A 16,944-nucleotide genomic window follows, 5' to 3' on the forward strand; every position below is an offset into this window, starting at 1 on the left:
ACGGCGAAGCGTCGACAACACACAGAACACACGCAAGGCGGACAGGGAGCATGAAATTCGATACCGTGGTGCTCGGCGCCGGCATTGTCGGGGTGTGCGTCGCCGTGCATCTGCAGAAACGCGGCCGCGCGGTTGCGCTGATCGACCGTAAGCAGCCGGGCAACGAGACCTCGTTCGGCAACGCCGGGCTGATCCAGCGCGAAGGCGTCTATCCGTACGCGTTTCCGCGCGGGCTCGGCACCCTGCTGCGCTACGCGCGCAACCAGTCGCCCGACGTGCGCTATCACGCCGACGCGATGCTGCAGGTTGCGCCGTTCCTGTGGCGCTACTGGCGCAACTCGCATCCGGCGAAGCACGCGGAAATCGCGAAATCGTACGCGACGCTGATCGAGCATTGTGTCAGCGAACATCGCGCGCTTGCCGCGGATGCCGGTGCCAGCGCGCTGCTGCGGCCGATCGGCTGGATCAAGGTGTTTCGCCATGCCGCCGCGCGCGACGCCGAAACCACCCTCGCCGAACAGTGGCATCGCGAGTACGGCGTCGAGTTCGAAACGCTCGACGCGCCGCGCCTGCAACAGCTCGAACCCGATCTCGACAAGCGTCTGCAAGGCGGGCTGCGCTATCCGCAATCCGATTCGGTCAGCGATCCGAACGCGCTCGTCACCGCATACGCGCGGTACTTCGAAGCGCTCGGCGGACGGTTCTTCTTCGGCGATGCCGATACGCTGCGTGAAGGCTGGCAGGTCGAGACGCGGGACGGGGCGATCACGGCCGAGTCGGCGGTGATCGCGCTCGGACCGTGGTCGGATCGCGCGAGCACGCGGCTCGGGTATCGGCTGCCGCTCGCGGTCAAGCGCGGCTATCACATGCACTACGCGCCGCGTCGGAGCGCGCGGCTCAACCATCCGATTCTCGACGTCGAACACGGCTATGTGCTCGCGCCGATGGCGCGCGGCATCCGTTTGACCACGGGCGCCGAAATCGCGCGCCCCGAGGCGGCCAAGACGCCGGCGCAACTCGACGCGGTCGAGCCGATCGCGCGCACGCTGTTTCCGCTCGGCGAACGTCTGGATGCCGAACCGTGGATGGGACGCCGCCCGTGCACGCCGGACATGATGCCGATCATCGGGCCCGCGACGAAACATCAGGGACTGTGGTTCGCGTTCGGCCATGCGCACCATGGTCTGACGCTCGGACCGGTGACGGGGCGGCTGATCGCCGAGATGATGACCGGCGAGCAGACGCTGGTCGATCCGCGGCCGTTTCGAGTCGAGCGGTTTTAGCCGGATGGTCTGAGGCCTGCTCGAAATCTCCGCCTTCATCGCGCAATTATCGCCATCTCACGCTAAAGCCACCCTCACGGCACGCCTCCGACCAAGCCACCAGCCGTCGAAGCAATAAAAAAACGCCGCGGGCCAACGGCCCCGCGGCGTTCTTCATCGAGCCGGACAACCGTCGATCAGGCCGTCACGGCAGCCCGTCGCGGCGACACTGCCGACACCGCGAAGCTCACGACGATATTCGCGACCAGCGCGATCAGGCCGATATACAGCGGATAGTTCTCGTGGCCGAAATGCAGGCCATACACCGGCTTGAGCCCTTGCGAAATCGCGAGGCCCGTGCCGAGCACGATACCGACGAGCCAGCCGACGAACAGACCCGGCGTGTTCAGACGGCGCGTGTACAGCGTGAACACGATGGCCGGGAAAATTTGCAGAATCCACACGCCGCCGAGCAGTTGCAGATCGATCGCATACTGCGTCGGCAGGAACACGATGAACAGCAGCGCGCCGAACTTGACGACCAGCGAAACGATCTTCGCATTGGCTGCCTCCGCCTCGGGCGAGATGTTCGGCGACACCAGCGGACGCCACAGATTACGCGTGAACAGATTCGCCGCGCCGATCGACATGATCGCGGCCGGCACCAGCGCGCTGATCGCAATCGCGGCGGCCGCGAAACCGACGAACCACGACGGGAACAGCGTGCGGAACAGGGTCGGCACCACGTCGCTTGCCGACTTCACGTTCACGCCGGCGGCGATCGCCATATAGCCGAGCAGCGCGATCAGGCCGAGCAGCACCGTGTACGCAGGCAGGAAGATCGCGTTCTTGCGCACCGTCTTTGCCGACGCCGACGACAGCACCGCCGTCATCGTATGCGGATACATGAACGCGGCAAGCGCCGAGCCGAGGGCGAGCGATGCGAACGCCGTGTACTGATTCGGCTTCAGCAGGATACCGGTCGCGCCGCCCTTCGCCTGGAAGTGCGCATCGGCCAGTGCGAACACTTGCCCATAGCCGCCGAGCTTCGCCGGAATCAGCCATACCGCCGCGATCACGACGATATAGATCATGATGTCCTTGACGAACGCGATCATCGCCGGCGCGCGCAGGCCGCTTGCATACGTATAGAGCGCGAGGATCACGAACGCGACGATCAACGGCAATTCGCCGCTGACGCCGAGCCCCTTGATCACGACCTGCATGCCCACCAGCTGCAGCGCGATATACGGCATCGTCGCGACGATGCCGGTCAGCGCGACGGCCGCCGGGAACCACTTGCCGCCGTACTCGCCGTGCACGTAGTCGGCCGCGGTGATGTGGTTCTTCGCATGCGCAATCTTCCACAGCTTCGGCATCACGGCGAACACGAACGGATAAACGATGATCGTGTACGGCAGCGCGAAGAAGCCATACGCGCCCACCGAATAAACGAGCGCGGGCACCGCGATCACCGTATAGGCGGTATAGAAATCGCCGCCGACGAGGAACCACGAAATGACCGTGCCGAACTGCCGTCCGCCGAGACCCCACTCGTGCAACTGCGTCAGATCGCCGCGTTTCCAGCGCGCCGCGAAAAAGCCGATCACCGTGACGAGCACGAAGAACGCGATGAAGACCGTCATCGCAACCGGGTTCACAGGATTCAGATCGCTCATTTGAGACCTCGATACACGATGTAAATCAGCAGCGAGGTCAACGGCACCCACAGAAACTGATACCAGTAGAAGAACGGAAAGCCCGCGAGCGGCGGATGCGTGTCGTTATAGAACGGCAGCCACAGCAGCGCGATATAAGGGATCAGCAAAATGAGCCAGAGCCATGAACGGCCGGCCGAGGGGGAGGTCTCCACGAACGTCTCCTGAGTATTATCGACAGCGCGCGCGATGGCTCGTGGCCCGACGCGCAAATGCCCGGTTGCCTGAGGTCAGGCGGAAGACCGGGGAACGTCGCACACTCGAGCGCCAGGCCTCGAGCGGCGCGGTATGCGACGGGCATGTAGTATTCGCCTTCGCGCGCTTGCTTTCAAGCGCGCAACTACGTAAGCCGTCTACGTAATATTACGTAGCCCGTTGACCGGCTTTTTTCAACGATGAAACTCAAAGCAAAGATAGTGCTGCTCGCGATCGTGCCCTTTCTGGCGGCGATCGCCAGCATCGAGACGGGCGTGCGCCGCGAAGCGACCGCACTCGCCGAGCGGCAGCACGCGACCACCCAGGCCGCGTACATGGCGAGTAAGGAGATCGAGCTCAAGCACTACGTCGAACTCGCGACGACTGCGATCGCGCCGCTCTACGAGGCCGGCGGCGACAACGCACGCGACGACGCGCTGCTGCGCACGCGTGCGCTCGCGGTGCTCGAAAAGATGAATTTCGGCGAGGACGGCTACTTCTTCGTGTACGACCTGCACGGCCGCACGCTGATGCATCCGCGCGAGCCGGACCTGGTGGGTCGGGATCTGTGGTCGTTGCGCGATAGCCATGGCACGCCGACGATCCAGCAGCTACTCGCCGCGGCCGCGCGCGGCGGCGGCTATGTGCGCTATCTGTGGCATCGGCCGTCGACCGGCAAGGAGGAGTCGAAACTCGGCTACGTGGTGCCGCTCGAACGCTGGGGCTGGATGCTCGGCACCGGCATCTATCTCGACGACGTCGACACGACGCTCGCGCACATCGACGGGGAGGCCGCGGCCAATATCGATCGCACGATGAAGTGGATCGACGCGATCGCGGTGGCTGGCCTCGCGGTCATTGCGCTGTGCGCACTCGTGCTGAACGTGACCGAATATCGAAGTGCCGACGCGAAGCTGAAGCGGCTCGCGCAGCAGGTCGTCGAGTCGCAGGAAAACGAGCGCGCGCGCCTGTCGCGCGAATTGCACGACGGCATCAGCCAGATGATGGTGTCCGTGAAGCTGCTGCTCGAATCGGCGCTCGCGCGGCTCGAACGCGGTGACGCGCGCGTGCCTGCCGCCGAGGCCGCATTGTCCACCGGACTCACGCGGCTCGGCGATACGCTGCGCGAAGTCCGGCGCATTTCTCATGCGCTGCGTCCGTCGATGCTCGACGATCTCGGCGTCGCGGCCGCCCTCGAACAACTGACGCGCGAACTCGGCGACGAGTCCGGCATCGCGATTGGCTTCACGCAGATCGCGCACACGCATGCCGCCACGTTGCCCGACACGGTCAACACCGTGCTGTTTCGCATCGCCCAGGAAGCGCTGACGAACATCGTGCGACATGCGCAGGCGTCGAGCGCGGCGCTTGCGCTCGAGGTTTCGCGCGATGCGGTCACGCTGACGATCTCCGACAACGGCCGCGGCTTCGACGTGACCGAAGCATTCGTCGGCGGACGTGAAGGTGTCGGCCTGCGCAACATGCGCGAACGGCTCGAAGGGCTCGGCGGCACGCTGTCGCTGAACTCGCAGCCGGGGCACACCGTCGTCGCCGCACGCGTGCCGCTGCCCACGACGCATGCAACGGTGCGGTCCCTGCAGGAACTCGCATCATGACCGACACGACCTCTCCTTCCATCGCGCGTCTGCTGCTCGTCGACGATCATCCGCTCGTGCGCGACGGTCTGCGCGCACGGCTCGAAGCAGTGCGCCACTTCGAAGTGGTCGGCGAAGCGGGCGACGCGCAGCAAGCGCTCGCGCTGGCCGAACGACAGGCGCCGCATCTGGCGCTGATGGATGTCGGCATGAAAAGCGGCATGAACGGCATTGCGTTGGCGGGCCTCTTTCACGAGCGCTTTCCGGCGATTCGTGTGCTGATGCTGTCGATGCACGACAACCTCGAATACGTGACGCAGGCGGTGCGCGCGGGCGCGAGCGGCTACGTTCTGAAGGATTCGCCGGCGCTCGAAATCGTTCAGGCGATCGGCGCGGTACTCGACGGCAAGACGTTCTTTAGCGCGGAGATCGGTGCTCGACTGATCCAGGCGTCGGCAACGCAATCGCCGGTCGAACGCTTGACGCCGCGCGAGCGCGACATTCTCGATGCGCTTGCCGAGGGACTGTCGAGCAAGCAGATCGCGCAGCGCAACGATCTGTCGGTGCGAACCGTGGAGACGCATCGGCTGAATCTGAAGCGCAAGCTCGATATCGAAGGACAGGCCGAGTTGATCAAGTTCGCGGTCGAGAACCGGCGCAACAAGCGTTGAGGTTTGCGGGCGCGCGATAATGAGCGGTCCACACCTGGAGCGACCACGGCATGAAGCGCGTGTTCGAACTGAGTCTTGCCGGTCTGATGATTTGCGTGGCCACGGCTCGCGTTTATGGCGAACCGGCGCGCGTCAATCGCGGCCACGATCCATTCCTGCAGATATCCAAAGCGATCGCCGATTGCCCAACTCCGCTTGGCCCATTCGAAACCGAAAAGGAATGGCTCGACGATAGCCATTACAGAATCGAACGCGGCAATAGCTGCTGGATCGAAGGCCGTTGCCGTTTGCCGAACGCGTATCTGTACGACGCGGAAATCGCCGAGAGCGTGCAACGGCGTCTCGCGAATCTGAACGTCGCGACGCACTGGCGCGAGCAATCGACGCTATGGCTCACGCTGCAACGCCGCTTTATCTACGTCGAAGGCTGCGTCGCGCCGGGCTTCGACAAGAAGACTTTCCTCACCGAACTCGCCAAAACGGCGGACGTCGAGCGCGTGATCGACAACACGATCACCGATCCTCACGCCGCGCAGTTGCCTTACCGCACCCAGGCGGAACCGGACAAGCCCGTGCTCGATCCGGGCAATTAGCGCGGTAGTCTCGGCTACTCCGACATCCACGCGTTCGGGGGCGAAATCAACACGCCCAATCTCGATGCGCTGGTGCAAAGCGGCCGCATCCTGACGAATCACCACACGGGCACCGTCTGCGCGATCACGCGTTCGATGCTGATCTCGGGCACCGATCACCATCTGGTCGGCGAAGGCACGATGGGTGTGCCGACCGACGAGCGCAAAGGACTGCCGGGATACGAAGGCTATCTGAACGATCGCGCGCTATCGGTTGCGCAGTTGCTGAAAGACGGCGGCTATCACACGTACATGGCCGGGGCCGGGCCAGACCTCGCAGAAGCCGACGCTGCGTGAATTCACACACGTGACGGACAACACCCCGCGACGTTCCTCGCGGTCGCCCTGTGGACCGAACCGCCGCTCGGCCCCGTCGACGGTCGCTGGCAGTTGTACGACCTGAGCGCCGATCGCGGCGAAACGCAGGACGTGTCGGCGCAGAACCAGTCGATCATCGATAGTCTCGTGCAGCAGTGGAACGACTACATGACCAGCATCGGCGGCGTCGAGCCGTTGCGTCCGCGCGGCTACTACTGAGCACACAATGGCGTTTTCATTCAAGCTCAAAGGCGGCGTGGCGCTGTATGGCGCATACGCCGCGATCGCGGCGGTCGCATTTGCCGCCGCGTTTGCCGCGCCTTCCATCAGTGCGGCGAGCGCGGCGGTATCCTCGCGCTGCCGCGAGCTGTGCATCGACTATATCGACAGCCAGTTGGCGCTGATCGGCGCTTCGTCTCGTTCGCACCGGCATTCAAAGCTGCGTGTCCAGTAGCCGCACGAATTTCTCGACGAGCTTCTCGGTGAACGAACGCCGCGTCCATGCTTCGAGCGTGACGCGCTTCGACTTCGCGATGTCGTCGTCGAACGCGGCAGTCTGCTGCGTGGCGAAATCGCGGTCGTAGATGTTCAGGTTCGCTTCGTCGTTCAGCTTGAACGAGCGGCTATCGAAGTTCGTCGAGCCGACCGACACCATGTACTCGTCGACTACCAGCAACTTGCAATGGAACATGGTCGGCTGGTACTCGTAGATCTCGACGCCCGCTTTCAGTAGATCGCCCCAACACGCACGCGACGCTTCGCGCACCGTGTGCGTGTCGATGCGTTTGCCCGGCGTGACGATCTGTACTTTCACGCCGCGTTTCGCGGCTTCGACGATCGCGTTGACGGTGAGCTTGTCGGGCACGAAGTACGCGCTCGCAAGCTGCAAACTGCGCGTGGCGGCGGTGATGGCCATCAGATACATCAACTGCATGTCGTCACTGCCGCCCGACGGCGAACTGCTGAACATATGCGCGAGACCCTGGCCCGCTCCTTTCGGCTCGGCATCGATGTGCGGAAAATACTCGGGACCGTGCAATACGCTGCTGGTCGCCTTGATCCAGTTGTCCATGAACACGGCCTGTATATGGCCGACCACTGGACCCGTCACGCGAAAATGCGTATCGCGCCAATGCTTTTCGTCCTGCGCATTGCCAGTCCACTCCGGCGCTATGCCGACCCCGCCCGTAAAACCGATCCGGCCGTCGATCACCAATAGTTTGCGGTGCGTACGGTCGTTCATGCGACCGAGTCCGGTCCAATGCGGCTTGTGATACTTGACCACTTCGGCGCCGGCCTCCCGCAGCAGTTGCAGATAGTGCCGATCCATTTTCGACGAACCGACCCAGTCGAGCAGTACATGCACGGCGACACCTTCGCGCGCCTTATCGGCAAGCGCACGCGCAATCTGTCCGCCGATCTCGCCGGACCAGTAAATAAACGTTTCAAATGTGATGGTTTCGCGCGCCGACCGAATGCCCTCGAGCATCGACGGAAAGATCTGGTCGCCGTTGAGCAGCATCTCGAAGCGATTACCCGGCACCACGGGTGGACCGAGCAATAAACCCATCGAACGAAGGAATTGCGGATCTTCGCTCTTATAAAGCCGCTCGATTCTGTGTTCTATTTTCTTCTCGCCGCTCGACAGATTGGCGATCAGCAGAACGATCACGAGCGTGACAAACGCGGTAATAGAAATGGTCAGCATGCGTGGCCTCGATGGCAGGCGGCGGGTCACGGTATACGAGTCCCGCATCCGACGGGAGAATGCCGCACTCGTGCCTGGCTTTCACTATCAGCACGTCATGCACGGCGCGTGCCCGGCTCAGGACCACGCCTTGCTTTCTGGTTCCAATGCTTTATCTGACCAATGCAAACGCCTCGCGGCTTGCGATTTCGCCCGCGCCGAATACGCCGATGACCGTATAGTCCGACGCCACGCATTCGAACGTCGATGCCTGAAACGTAATGACGAAATGACGCCGCGCCGGTGCCTCGGGAGCAATGGCGACGGAGTCTGTCGCCACGGCGGCAATCTCGGCGCACAACGACGAATTGACGACTTCATGCACCGCGCAGCCGACGAGGCCTTGCGCCGCGAGCGGATGAATGGCGAGATCGTCATCGCCCGGCGGCCCGAGACGGTGAAAGACGGCGTCGGCGAACAGCACCGCGCAAAAAGGATCGTCGTCGGGATCGAATGGCCCGAACCGTTCAAAGTCCGACTCCGCGATCGGATAAGTGAGGATCACGCGGCGATCGCTGGCGACGATGAATGGTTCGGCGGCATCGGCTGCCGGATGAGGAGCGGAGTCCAGCAGGAAGACCTGATCTTCCTGCCGGGGTGCATCGAACGTGCTAACCATCTACTTCACGACTCCACGGCTATTACGCGCTTGCTTGCGTCTCTGGCGTTTGGGGAGCCGCCGCGACGGGTGCGGCCGTACTCTTTGCAGCAGCCTTGCGCGCCGGTGCTTTTCTTGCCGCCTTCACAACGCTTTTGCGGCCGGCGGACTTCTTCACCGCGGCTTTCCGGCTTGCCGGAGTGGCCTTTCTGGCTGCGGTCTTTTTCACGGCCGTCTTGCGCGTTGCTTTTTTCGCCGCGGTCTTCTTGCCTACCGCACTCGCGGTCGCTTTCGCCTGGCTGCTCTTTGCCGCCGTTTTCGCCGCTTTCGGAGCGGCAGCCATGCTCGCGCCATCGATCAGGAATTTGCTGCGGTCCTTGACGGCCGCGAGCCATGCCGGCGCCGGACCGCGGCCGCTCCAGGTCGCGCCGGTTTTCGGATTCAGGTACTTCGGCGGCTGGGCGCCTTTCGGCTGCCCTTTGACGCGCTTCGCGGCGGGAGCAGCCGCGGGCTTGCTTGCGCTCGCAGCGTCGATCAGGAACGCCGTGCGGTCCTTCACGCCGGCGATCCAGCCAGGCGCGCGGCCGTGCCCCGTCCAGGTCGCGCCGGTTTTGTGGTCGCGATACTTCGCCGGGGTTGCCGACCTGGCGGCTTTGCTCGCGCCCGCAGGTCTTCCGCGACCCGCCGGATTGCCATTCAGACCTCGCGCGGCACGTCGTGCCTTCGCCTGTGCTTCGATATCGGCAGTCGTGAGACCGTGCTTGAGCATCAATTCGCGAATCTGGTTGACCGCGGCTTGTGCTTTTCTGGCAATGAGAACGTCAGCTTGCTCCTGGAGCTTCTTAAGCTTTGCTTGGATTTGCTCTAACGAAGGCATTTGATTGCTCCTTATGTGGTAATCGTTGAACTATGCCATGAATGACGGAAGAAAGGCAGTGTATTGACCTATCCCGAGCTTCAATACACCGATACGAGCGCCGATGCGGCGTTCAAATAACAAAGCTTTCAGGTTTTCTACCGGGTCATCGAAGCTTTCTTCCTTTTCCTTCCCTCCTGATTCTTCCTTTTTCATTTCGGTTCCACCACCACTCAGATGGGTGTAAAAACGACGACCTGGCGATCGGCAATGTACCTCACACTCCGTATGAAGCGGTAGTGTTGACCGTCCGCCGTTATCCGGTTCAGGCCCAGGCGGGTCAGTACCAGCATTTCATCTGCCTGGAAAGCGTCGACGACGCCGGAATCCGTTAAATCCTCCAATGCCCCGGATGGATTTCCGACATAAACGCTGCGCGCCTGCTTGCCGATCCGCATCACGACCACGCTTTTTCCCTCGTCGAGCGCCAATTCGAGAAAGCTCGCGAGCGTGCGCAACGACTCTGGCGTGCAAGTCCTGGTCTGATAGATCGCTGCATTCGATGGCGTCATTTGTGTTTCCCCGTCATCCGCATCGGCAACAGAAAGGGGCGCCGCCGTGCTTTCTGGCATTAGTCGCTTCTACTATAGCCAGGCCTTTGGATATTCAAAGGAGAGTAGTCCACTTTTTATTTGAAAACGGTCTTTTTTCGTGGCCCGCTATAGCGAACGGATTCAAGCATGCGCGAAACGCCACTGACGACGCGTGCAAAGACACCGCCCGGGCTCCGGTAACGTGCCGTTACCGATCTTGCAGCATCTGTTGCCCCTGTACCGGCCAAGTCCATTTACACTTCGTATCCGTGCCCAGCGGCAGACGTATGGCCAATAGAGAGTCCTTTGTCAGCCGCCATGCTCGCGGCGGCTATTGAAATGGAGGCCGGGCCACCCTAATTCCGATCCACTCAAACACGATGGTACTTGCAATGAAAGCTGGTTTTATTCGGACCGCCCTCGGGGCAATGGCAGTCTCGTTGGCAATGGCCGGCACCGCGAACGCGGCCGGTTGCCTGAAAGGAGCGGTAGTGGGCGGTGTCGCCGGGCACTACGCGGGACATCATGCGGTGGTCGGCGCGGTCGGCGGCTGTATCGTCGGACGGCATATGGCCAAAAAGCACGCCGAAGAACAGCAGGCGGCGACTCAGGCTGCGCCGCATCAGCAAGCCCGAATGCAGTGACTGGAGAATACGGGCGCCGCCGCAAACGTTCGCACGAGCGACGCGGCAATGATCTTCGAATCTCCGTTCGCGGCGACGCGCCCTGCTCCGATCACTTAGGCAATGCGTAATCCGCGCGCGGGCAAGATCTCCTGAGTGGTCACGAAACGGTGCTGTTTGACCGCGTCGTGAAAGAGCCGGTAGTCGCTCTTCTCGAAGGCGGTCGTCCACTCCGGTCTGTCCCCGGTGTCGTCATCGCACAACAAACCGGTGGCCTGGTACTTCCACGAACCTTGTCCTTTGGCAATATAGCCGGGCACGGGTTCTTTCAAACCTGGAATACGGCCTGCATTCACCCATTCGCAAACGGTTCTCAGACGCAGGTTGTCGTCGGGTTCGCGGTTCGTATCGAGCAGCCGGGTCAGTGCGTCTTTAACGTCGTCCGGCATGCCTGGCTGGTTTTCGAAATCTTCGCGTCCGGCCAGATAAGCTCGCACGACACGACAACTCATGTCGGCCGCCTGCACGAAATCCGGCAAATTATGTCGTGAGATGAAGTGATTGCGACCGTCGATGTAATGCCAGCGCGCCCATGGCTGGTCGGGATAATGCAACGCGGCGCCGTGGCCGACCGGCAACGCGATCGTCAGAACGTCCTCCTCGACATGCTCGATCAGATGCGCGACCGCTAGTTCGAGGCTCGCGAGCCAGCCTTTGCGCGTGCAATCCTGTGCCTCGAGAAGATGCACGCGATTCCACGGGCTTTCGATGCCCGCGAATCCCTGGTGCGCCCACGTATCGACATAGGTATGAAGCGTCACGCCGAGCCGGTGCAACGCGGTCTCCGAATCGCGCTGCCGGATCGCGCGCCGCACGACTTCGCGCGCAACTTCACTGTCGGGCCGGCAAATCGCCTTTTCCTCGAGACTTTCACCCTCGCCAGCCGGCAGAAAATGGAACGGCGTCCACACGAGCCGGTTCTGGTCGTTCTCGGTATTGGCGTAATCGAATAACTTGTGCGCGGTCGCGAATCGCTCGAATGTCTCGCCGCCTTTGAACCGCAGTATTCCGCTCGTCGTTGCGTCGTCGACATATTGGCAGGCATGCGCGACGGTTTGCGCATCGCCGGCCGTCATGCCGCCGACGCGCGCGGCAATGTAGACCACGCCGTAATGAAAGTCGATGTTCATGGCAAGCGCTCCTGGCGCGCATAATCACGGCCGGTTCGTGGCCGGCGATAGGGCGAGACGAATACAGGGAGCTGCGCGTGAGTAGATAGTAGACGAGCGAGCGGCACACGCATTGAAAAAAACATGCGTACTGGACGCGCTTTTTCACGTTTCGCGCCACGCAACCATTCGGGCTACTGAAGGAAACGCGGGCGCGGCCGGCGAGATGTAACCTGCCGGCACGGAAAGCCGCCGGCCAATGAGGCGGATAAACGTAACCTGGCCCGATCGGCGCCGGTCAGGTCAAATGTGTAACGGAAAGACGACTATTCCAGTGCTGGTTCAGATATTCGAGCGCAAACATCCGGTGGCAATGATGTGGTAAATGTTCACTGCAAAGCAGGCAACCCGATTCGAATAGCGCGATATCCAGATTACTTTCCACGCGGCGGCGCGCGACGAGGTCGAAATATTCCTCCCGAAAGTTCTCCCAGCTCAATTGCTTGCCCTGGTAGCGTTTGAGCAGGTCCGGCTCGGGAGCCAGTTCCGGTATTTCCACGTACGCCGCATTGCACAACTGGTCGAGAAAGTAAGGCAGATCTTGTTTTTTCGCAAAGCCCGCGAGTTGCGACGTGTTGTTGAGGCGAACGTCGAGCACCGTGCGCACATGGGCGTCCTTCAGCAAACTGAAGAATTTCTGGGCGCTCTTGCCGGTAAAACCAATGCTGGCCACCTGCACGCTACTTTTGTCACGTTTCATGGTGAATCCCCTGGCAGGCCATTCGGCGCCCATAAAAAAGCCTCGCTGCGATTGGCGCAGCGAGGCTCGGGTGTCAGTGCATCTTTAGCGCCGCTCGCGTGCTTTATTTGACGATGTCGACCAGTTCGACTTCGAAGGTCAGATCGGTATTCGGCGGAATCGGGCCGACGCCGCGATCGCCGTATGCGGTCGCCGCCGGGCACGTGAGTCGCGCCTTGCCGCCGACTTTCATCTTCTGCACGCCTTGCGTCCAGCACGGAATCACGCGATTGAGCGGGAACGTGGCCGGCCCGCCATGCTTGGCCGAGCTATCGAATTCGGTGCCATTGGGCAGCGTGCCGCGATAGTTGACCTTTACCACGTCGGTCGCGGACGGTTGCGGGCCCGTGCCTTGCGTCAGATGTTCGACGATGACGCCGGACGGCAACTTCTCCGTGGTCGGCGCGGCAGCCATCGCGGTCGAGGACAGAACGGCTGCGGCCAGCAAAGCAACGAGTGATTTCAAAGCGAATCTCCAGTGGGGTAGTCCGTTTGATTGTAACGGATCGGGTGTCGGCCGAGGCTCCCACATATTGCCCGATGCCGCGGATCGTTGCGCGCCCATCAGGAACCTCGCTGAACCGTCGCGCGACCCCTCGGTCCGCATGAACGTCCGGCGCGAGTCGCCGGCAAGCGAATCCGCCACACTTGTTGAGAGCGCTTTCGATGACCGAGCCGGCCCATTCCGACGACCCCGCTTGCGATCCCTGCGCAGCGCCGGCCCCCTCCGACGAGCGCGTTCGCGCGCCAAGGCCGCGCCGGATTCCACGCAGCCGCGCGCAACAGGCGCGGCTCGATGCGCGCGAACCCGCGTTCGAACCGCTACCGTTCCCCTCGTATTCACCTGACGACGCGCGCCGATGCGCGCGAAGTACTTGCTCAGGTTCGGCTCGTGATCGTCGACGAATGGCATGAATTGCTCGGCAACAAACGCGGCACGCAGACCCAACTCGCGCTCGCGCGTCTCACCCTTTGGCGGCCCGGCTTGCAGGTGTGGGGCTGTCGGCGACGCTCGGCAATCTGTCGTTCGCGACCGAGGTACTGCTCGCGCCGGTCGCGACGCCGCGCGTCAGCGTGCACGGCGCGCTGCCGAAAGCACTGATCGTCGACACGATCATTCCCGACACGATCGAGCGCTTTCCGTGGGGCGGTCATATGGGCATGCGGCAGGTCGATGCAGTCGCGCGCGCGATCGACGAAGCACACACGTCGCTCGTCTTCACGAACACGCGCTCGCAATGCGAGGTGTGGTACCAGGCGCTGCTCGAGGCGCGCCCCGAGTGGGCCGGAGTGATCGCGCTGCATCACGGCTCGCTCGATCAGCAGGTACGCGAGTGGGTCGAACGTGGGTTGAAGAGCGGCTTGCTAAAGGTTGTCGTGTGTACGTCTAGTCTCGACCTCGGCGTCGATTTTCTGCCGGTGGAACGGGTGTTCCAGATCGGCTCGCCAAAAGGCGTCGCGCGCTTGATGCAGCGTGCGGGCCGCTGGGGACATGCGCCCGGTTTGCCGTCTCGCGTGACGATCGTGCCGACGCATGCGCTCGAATTGATCGAAGCGGCGGCCGCGCGTGAAGCCGTCGACAAGCAGCAGATCGAAAGCCGCGATACGCTGCAAAAGCCGTTCGACGTGCTGGTGCAGCACCTCGTCACCGTTGCGCTCGGCGGTGGCTTCGACGCGCTCGAGCTGTACGATGAACTTCTGCATACCTATGCATATTGTGATCTGACGCAGCAGGAGTTCGACTGGACGCTGGGTTTCGTCGAAGGCGGCGGCGCGACGCTGCGCGCATATCCCGACTACCATCGCGTCGCGCGCGATAGCGACGGTCTGTACCGCGTCCCGCGCAACGATCTCGCACGCCGGCATCGCAACAACATCGGCACGATCGTCGCGAATGGCACGTTGAACGTTGCGTATCTATCGGGCGGGCGCATCGGTGCAATCGAGGAATCGTTCATTTCGCGGCTCAAGCCCGGCGATGTGTTCACGTTCGGCGGCCGCGCGCTCGAACTGATCCGCGTTCAGGACATGACGGCGTGGGTGCGGCGCGCGAGCTTATCGCGTGGCGCAATGCCGCAATGGGCCCGCAGCCGCAGCCGCTATCGTCCGAGCTCGCCGACGCCACATTGACGATGCTCGCGCGCGCCGCCGACGGCATCTACGACGAACCGGAATTGCGCGCGGTGCGGCCGCTGCTCGAATTGCAGCGAAAGTGGTCGGCGTTGCCCGAGCCGGGCGTACTCGTCGTCGAGCTGCTCAAATCGCGCGAGGGTCACCACTTCTTCTGCTATCCGTTCGCGGGGCACATTGCGCATATCGGACTTGGCGCTCTGCTCGCTGGCGAGTCGCGCGCGACAAGCCCGGCACGTTTTCGATTTCGATCAACGACTACGGTTTCGAATTGCTGTGCGCGCAGACTTTCGATTGGGCCGCGCAAATAGAGAATGGTCTGCTTTCACCTGACGAACTCGATCACGACATTCTTGCGAGCCTCAATTCATCCGAACTCTCCTTGCGACGTTTTCGCGAGATTGCGCGAGTGTCGGGACTCGTGTTTCAGGCGCATCCGGGACAGCAGAAGAGCGCGCGGCAATTGCAGGCATCGAGCGGGCTTTTCTACGAGATCTTTCGTCAGCACGATCGCGGCAATCTGCTGCTGGGCCAGGCCGATACCGAAGTACTGCTGCAGGAACTCGACGTGCGGCGCATTCGTTTTGCGCTCGAACGAATGAACGCGAACCGCGTCGTGCTCACGCGGCCCAAGAAGCCGACCCCGTTCGCGTTTCCGTTGATCGTCGGACGCCTGCGCGAAAAGGTCAGCACCGAGAAGCTCGCCGATCGCGTCGAGCGAATGCTGGCCGAGCTCGAACGGGCGGCGCAACGATGAAGCCGACCTCGCTCGCGATCGACGTCGGCGGACGACCTCTCGTGCTGTCAAGCTTGCGCGCGTGTTTCGATCCGGCGCTGCGCGCGCTTGTTATCGCCGATGCGCATTTCGGCAAGGATGCGGTGTTTTCGCGCGCGCGGCATTCCAGTGCCGACTGGTTCGACCGCGGAGAATCTGCTGCGCATCGATCGTCTGATCACCGAGTTCGAGCCGGCGACGCTGGTGTTTCTCGGCGATCTGCTGCATGCGCGCGAGTCGCTGTCGACGCTCGCGCTCGATGCGTTGCATGCGTGGCGCGCGCGGCATGCGTCGAGGCGCGTGGTGCTCGTCGAGGGCAATCACGATCGGCATGCCGGTGCGTTGCCGCTTACGTTGGATGTCGAGTCCGTGCGCGAGCCGTGGCATATCGGGCGTGGGCGCTGTGCCATCACCCGCATGCGGTCGATCACGCGTATGTGCTCGCGGGGCATGTGCATCCGGTCTATCAGATCGCGACGCGGATCGATTCAGTGCGCGTGCCGTGCTTTCGCTTTGGGATCGATCGGGGGGTGCTGCCGGCGTTCGGTAGTTTTACCGGAGGCGCGCGTGAGACGGGGCGCGTTCTGGGGGAGAGGGTTTTTCTGGTGGTACAGCAGAGAGTGATCGAGTTGAGGAGTTGAGTGGACGGCGGGGGCCGTCCACTTTGTTGCCTGGTTGGTTTTTTGTTTGCGGATTGGTTTGCCGGTTCGCTGGCTGGGTTTTTTGCTGGCTCGTTCGCTGCAAACTCCCCGCGGCGTGCGAGCGCGGTCGGTGTGGAGGCCGGGCGGCGCCGGCCTCCACCCTCGGGAGCCCCGCAAGGTTCGCGGGACTCCTGCCACTGGTTAGTGGTTGCCGCCGCCGTGGCCACCATTGCCGGAGCCACCGCCGCCGTAGCCGCCACCGTGGCCGCCGCTGCCTTGACCGCCGCCGTTGCCTTGACCGCCGCCGTTGCCGCCGTTGCCGCCGTTGCCGCCACGGCCACCGTGGCCTCCGTTGCCGGAGCCGCCGTTGGCCTGGCCACCGCCGCCTTCACCGCCATGGCCGCCGTGGCCGGAGCCGCCGTTGCCCTGGCCGCCACCGCCTTCACCGCCATGGCCACCGTTGCCGGAACCGCCGTTACCCTGGCCGCCACCGCCTTCACCGCCATGGCCACCGTTGCCGGAACCGCCGTTGCCCTGGCCGCCGCCTTCACCACCATGGCCGCCGTGGCCGGAGCCGCCGTTGCCCTGGCCGCCACCGCCTTCACCGCCATGGCCACCGTTG

At 62.9% G+C, this 16,944-nt stretch carries 18 protein-coding genes and 3 pseudogenes; 11 read left to right on the top strand and 10 right to left on the bottom strand.

Features of this window, described 5'->3' with window-relative positions; all coding sequences use genetic code 11:
• The first annotated feature begins 50 nt into the window (after window positions 1–50).
• On the top strand, window positions 51–1,283 hold the full coding sequence (locus HDG32_RS03000; RefSeq protein ID WP_184063077.1) for an FAD-binding oxidoreductase: 1,233 nt from the start codon (window positions 51–53) through the stop codon (window positions 1,281–1,283).
• Between the two features lie 176 nt (window positions 1,284–1,459).
• On the opposite strand, the gene mctP is transcribed toward HDG32_RS03000, so the two are convergent.
• Entirely contained in the window at window positions 1,460–2,941 is a 1,482-nt protein-coding gene (gene mctP / locus HDG32_RS03005; RefSeq protein WP_184063079.1) for a monocarboxylate uptake permease MctP, read from the bottom strand.
• Window positions 2,938–3,135, bottom strand: coding sequence for a DUF3311 domain-containing protein (locus HDG32_RS03010; protein ID WP_090807102.1), 198 nt, complete (start codon window positions 3,133–3,135; stop codon window positions 2,938–2,940). Before HDG32_RS03010 ends, mctP begins: the two co-directional genes overlap by 4 nt.
• 240 nt (window positions 3,136–3,375) lie before the next feature.
• On the opposite strand from HDG32_RS03010, the gene HDG32_RS03015 reads away from it, so the two are divergent.
• The 6 genes and pseudogenes from HDG32_RS03015 (at window position 3,376) to HDG32_RS03035 (ending at window position 6,845) form a co-directional block, all read left to right on the top strand.
• Complete coding sequence (locus HDG32_RS03015) at window positions 3,376–4,791, top strand: cache domain-containing protein (protein ID WP_184063081.1); 1,416 nt, start codon at window positions 3,376–3,378, stop codon at window positions 4,789–4,791.
• The gene (locus tag HDG32_RS03020; RefSeq protein WP_184063083.1) at window positions 4,788–5,441 is read left to right on the top strand and encodes a response regulator transcription factor; all 654 of its coding nucleotides are present in this window, start codon (window positions 4,788–4,790) and stop codon (window positions 5,439–5,441) included. The genes HDG32_RS03015 and HDG32_RS03020 overlap by 4 nt, the downstream gene beginning before the upstream one ends.
• Window positions 5,442–5,491: 50 nt before the next feature.
• Window positions 5,492–6,034: a hypothetical protein gene (locus tag HDG32_RS03025; protein ID WP_184063085.1), complete on the top strand. Its 543-nt coding sequence runs from the start codon at window positions 5,492–5,494 to the stop codon at window positions 6,032–6,034.
• 9 nt (window positions 6,035–6,043) lie between these two features.
• Window positions 6,044–6,334: pseudogene (locus HDG32_RS36140) on the top strand (sulfatase-like hydrolase/transferase); the annotation flags it as partial.
• A gap of 129 nt (window positions 6,335–6,463) precedes the next feature.
• Window positions 6,464–6,610, top strand: a complete 147-nt coding sequence (locus HDG32_RS36145; protein ID WP_260335507.1) for a hypothetical protein — start codon at window positions 6,464–6,466, stop codon at window positions 6,608–6,610.
• Window positions 6,611–6,617: 7 nt separating this feature from the next.
• The gene (locus HDG32_RS03035) at window positions 6,618–6,845 is read left to right on the top strand and encodes a hypothetical protein (RefSeq protein WP_184063432.1); all 228 of its coding nucleotides are present in this window, start codon (window positions 6,618–6,620) and stop codon (window positions 6,843–6,845) included.
• Here HDG32_RS03035 and cls read toward each other — a convergent pair.
• The 5 genes from cls to HDG32_RS03060 all read right to left on the bottom strand — a co-directional run bounded on the left by cls (window position 6,825) and on the right by HDG32_RS03060 (window position 10,164).
• Entirely contained in the window at window positions 6,825–8,099 is a 1,275-nt protein-coding gene (gene cls, locus HDG32_RS03040; protein WP_184063087.1) for a cardiolipin synthase, read from the bottom strand. The genes HDG32_RS03035 and cls overlap by 21 nt on opposite strands.
• 151 nt (window positions 8,100–8,250) lie before the next feature.
• Window positions 8,251–8,757: a hypothetical protein gene (locus HDG32_RS03045; RefSeq protein WP_184063089.1), complete on the bottom strand. Its 507-nt coding sequence runs from the start codon at window positions 8,755–8,757 to the stop codon at window positions 8,251–8,253.
• 22 nt (window positions 8,758–8,779) lie between these two features.
• Window positions 8,780–9,613: an H-NS family nucleoid-associated regulatory protein gene (locus tag HDG32_RS03050; RefSeq protein WP_184063091.1), complete on the bottom strand. Its 834-nt coding sequence runs from the start codon at window positions 9,611–9,613 to the stop codon at window positions 8,780–8,782.
• Window positions 9,614–9,643: 30 nt separating this feature from the next.
• On the bottom strand, window positions 9,644–9,808 hold the full coding sequence (locus tag HDG32_RS03055) for a hypothetical protein (protein ID WP_184063093.1): 165 nt from the start codon (window positions 9,806–9,808) through the stop codon (window positions 9,644–9,646).
• A gap of 17 nt (window positions 9,809–9,825) precedes the next feature.
• Window positions 9,826–10,164 carry a hypothetical protein gene (locus HDG32_RS03060; protein WP_090807114.1) on the bottom strand — a complete coding sequence of 113 codons (339 nt, stop codon included), beginning with the start codon at window positions 10,162–10,164 and terminating at the stop codon, window positions 9,826–9,828.
• 413 nt (window positions 10,165–10,577) lie between these two features.
• Here HDG32_RS03060 and HDG32_RS03065 point away from each other — a divergent pair, with 413 nt between their 5' ends.
• On the top strand, window positions 10,578–10,829 hold the full coding sequence (locus HDG32_RS03065) for a hypothetical protein (RefSeq protein WP_184063095.1): 252 nt from the start codon (window positions 10,578–10,580) through the stop codon (window positions 10,827–10,829).
• Window positions 10,830–10,924: 95 nt separating this feature from the next.
• Here the strand turns inward: HDG32_RS03065 and HDG32_RS03070 are convergent, their stop codons facing one another.
• The 3 genes from HDG32_RS03070 to HDG32_RS03080 all read right to left on the bottom strand — a co-directional run bounded on the left by HDG32_RS03070 (window position 10,925) and on the right by HDG32_RS03080 (window position 13,191).
• Window positions 10,925–11,998, bottom strand: coding sequence for a DUF6765 family protein (locus HDG32_RS03070; RefSeq protein ID WP_184063098.1), 1,074 nt, complete (start codon window positions 11,996–11,998; stop codon window positions 10,925–10,927).
• Window positions 11,999–12,275: 277 nt separating this feature from the next.
• A complete protein-coding gene (locus tag HDG32_RS03075; RefSeq protein ID WP_184063100.1) occupies window positions 12,276–12,737 on the bottom strand; it encodes a DUF488 family protein in 462 nt (153 codons plus the stop codon).
• 103 nt (window positions 12,738–12,840) lie between these two features.
• A complete protein-coding gene (locus tag HDG32_RS03080; protein WP_373685682.1) occupies window positions 12,841–13,191 on the bottom strand; it encodes an FKBP-type peptidyl-prolyl cis-trans isomerase in 351 nt (116 codons plus the stop codon).
• Between the two features lie 251 nt (window positions 13,192–13,442).
• Here HDG32_RS03080 and HDG32_RS03085 point away from each other — a divergent pair.
• The 3 genes and pseudogenes from HDG32_RS03085 to HDG32_RS03095 all read left to right on the top strand — a co-directional run.
• Window positions 13,443–15,663, top strand: a pseudogene (locus tag HDG32_RS03085) (ligase-associated DNA damage response DEXH box helicase).
• A pseudogene (pdeM, locus tag HDG32_RS03090) lies at window positions 15,660–16,322 on the top strand (ligase-associated DNA damage response endonuclease PdeM). The pseudogenes HDG32_RS03085 and pdeM overlap by 4 nt, the downstream one beginning before the upstream one ends.
• 219 nt (window positions 16,323–16,541) lie before the next feature.
• A partial coding sequence (locus HDG32_RS03095; protein ID WP_184063102.1) for a hypothetical protein occupies window positions 16,542–16,944 on the top strand: 403 nt, incomplete at its 3' end.

This window comes from Paraburkholderia sp. CI2 (assembly GCF_014201055.1).
GTDB classification, from domain to species: domain Bacteria; phylum Pseudomonadota; class Gammaproteobacteria; order Burkholderiales; family Burkholderiaceae; genus Paraburkholderia; species Paraburkholderia tuberum.

Excerpts from the sequence above, each read along its gene's own strand:
- HDG32_RS03000 (WP_184063077.1), top strand. The coding sequence starts at position 51 with ATGAAATTCGATACCGTGGTGCTCGGCGCCGGCATTGTCGGGGTGTGC.
- mctP (WP_184063079.1), bottom strand. The coding sequence starts at position 2,941 with ATGAGCGATCTGAATCCTGTGAACCCGGTTGCGATGACGGTCTTCATC.
- HDG32_RS03015 (WP_184063081.1), top strand. The coding sequence starts at position 3,376 with ATGAAACTCAAAGCAAAGATAGTGCTGCTCGCGATCGTGCCCTTTCTG.
- HDG32_RS03020 (WP_184063083.1), top strand. The coding sequence starts at position 4,788 with ATGACCGACACGACCTCTCCTTCCATCGCGCGTCTGCTGCTCGTCGAC.
- HDG32_RS03025 (WP_184063085.1), top strand. The coding sequence starts at position 5,492 with ATGAAGCGCGTGTTCGAACTGAGTCTTGCCGGTCTGATGATTTGCGTG.
- HDG32_RS03035 (WP_184063432.1), top strand. The coding sequence starts at position 6,618 with ATGGCGTTTTCATTCAAGCTCAAAGGCGGCGTGGCGCTGTATGGCGCA.
- cls (WP_184063087.1), bottom strand. The coding sequence starts at position 8,099 with ATGCTGACCATTTCTATTACCGCGTTTGTCACGCTCGTGATCGTTCTG.
- HDG32_RS03045 (WP_184063089.1), bottom strand. The coding sequence starts at position 8,757 with ATGGTTAGCACGTTCGATGCACCCCGGCAGGAAGATCAGGTCTTCCTG.
- HDG32_RS03050 (WP_184063091.1), bottom strand. The coding sequence starts at position 9,613 with ATGCCTTCGTTAGAGCAAATCCAAGCAAAGCTTAAGAAGCTCCAGGAG.
- HDG32_RS03055 (WP_184063093.1), bottom strand. The coding sequence starts at position 9,808 with ATGAAAAAGGAAGAATCAGGAGGGAAGGAAAAGGAAGAAAGCTTCGAT.
- HDG32_RS03060 (WP_090807114.1), bottom strand. The coding sequence starts at position 10,164 with ATGACGCCATCGAATGCAGCGATCTATCAGACCAGGACTTGCACGCCA.
- HDG32_RS03065 (WP_184063095.1), top strand. The coding sequence starts at position 10,578 with ATGAAAGCTGGTTTTATTCGGACCGCCCTCGGGGCAATGGCAGTCTCG.
- HDG32_RS03070 (WP_184063098.1), bottom strand. The coding sequence starts at position 11,998 with ATGAACATCGACTTTCATTACGGCGTGGTCTACATTGCCGCGCGCGTC.
- HDG32_RS03075 (WP_184063100.1), bottom strand. The coding sequence starts at position 12,737 with ATGAAACGTGACAAAAGTAGCGTGCAGGTGGCCAGCATTGGTTTTACC.
- HDG32_RS03080 (WP_373685682.1), bottom strand. The coding sequence starts at position 13,191 with ATGGCTGCCGCGCCGACCACGGAGAAGTTGCCGTCCGGCGTCATCGTC.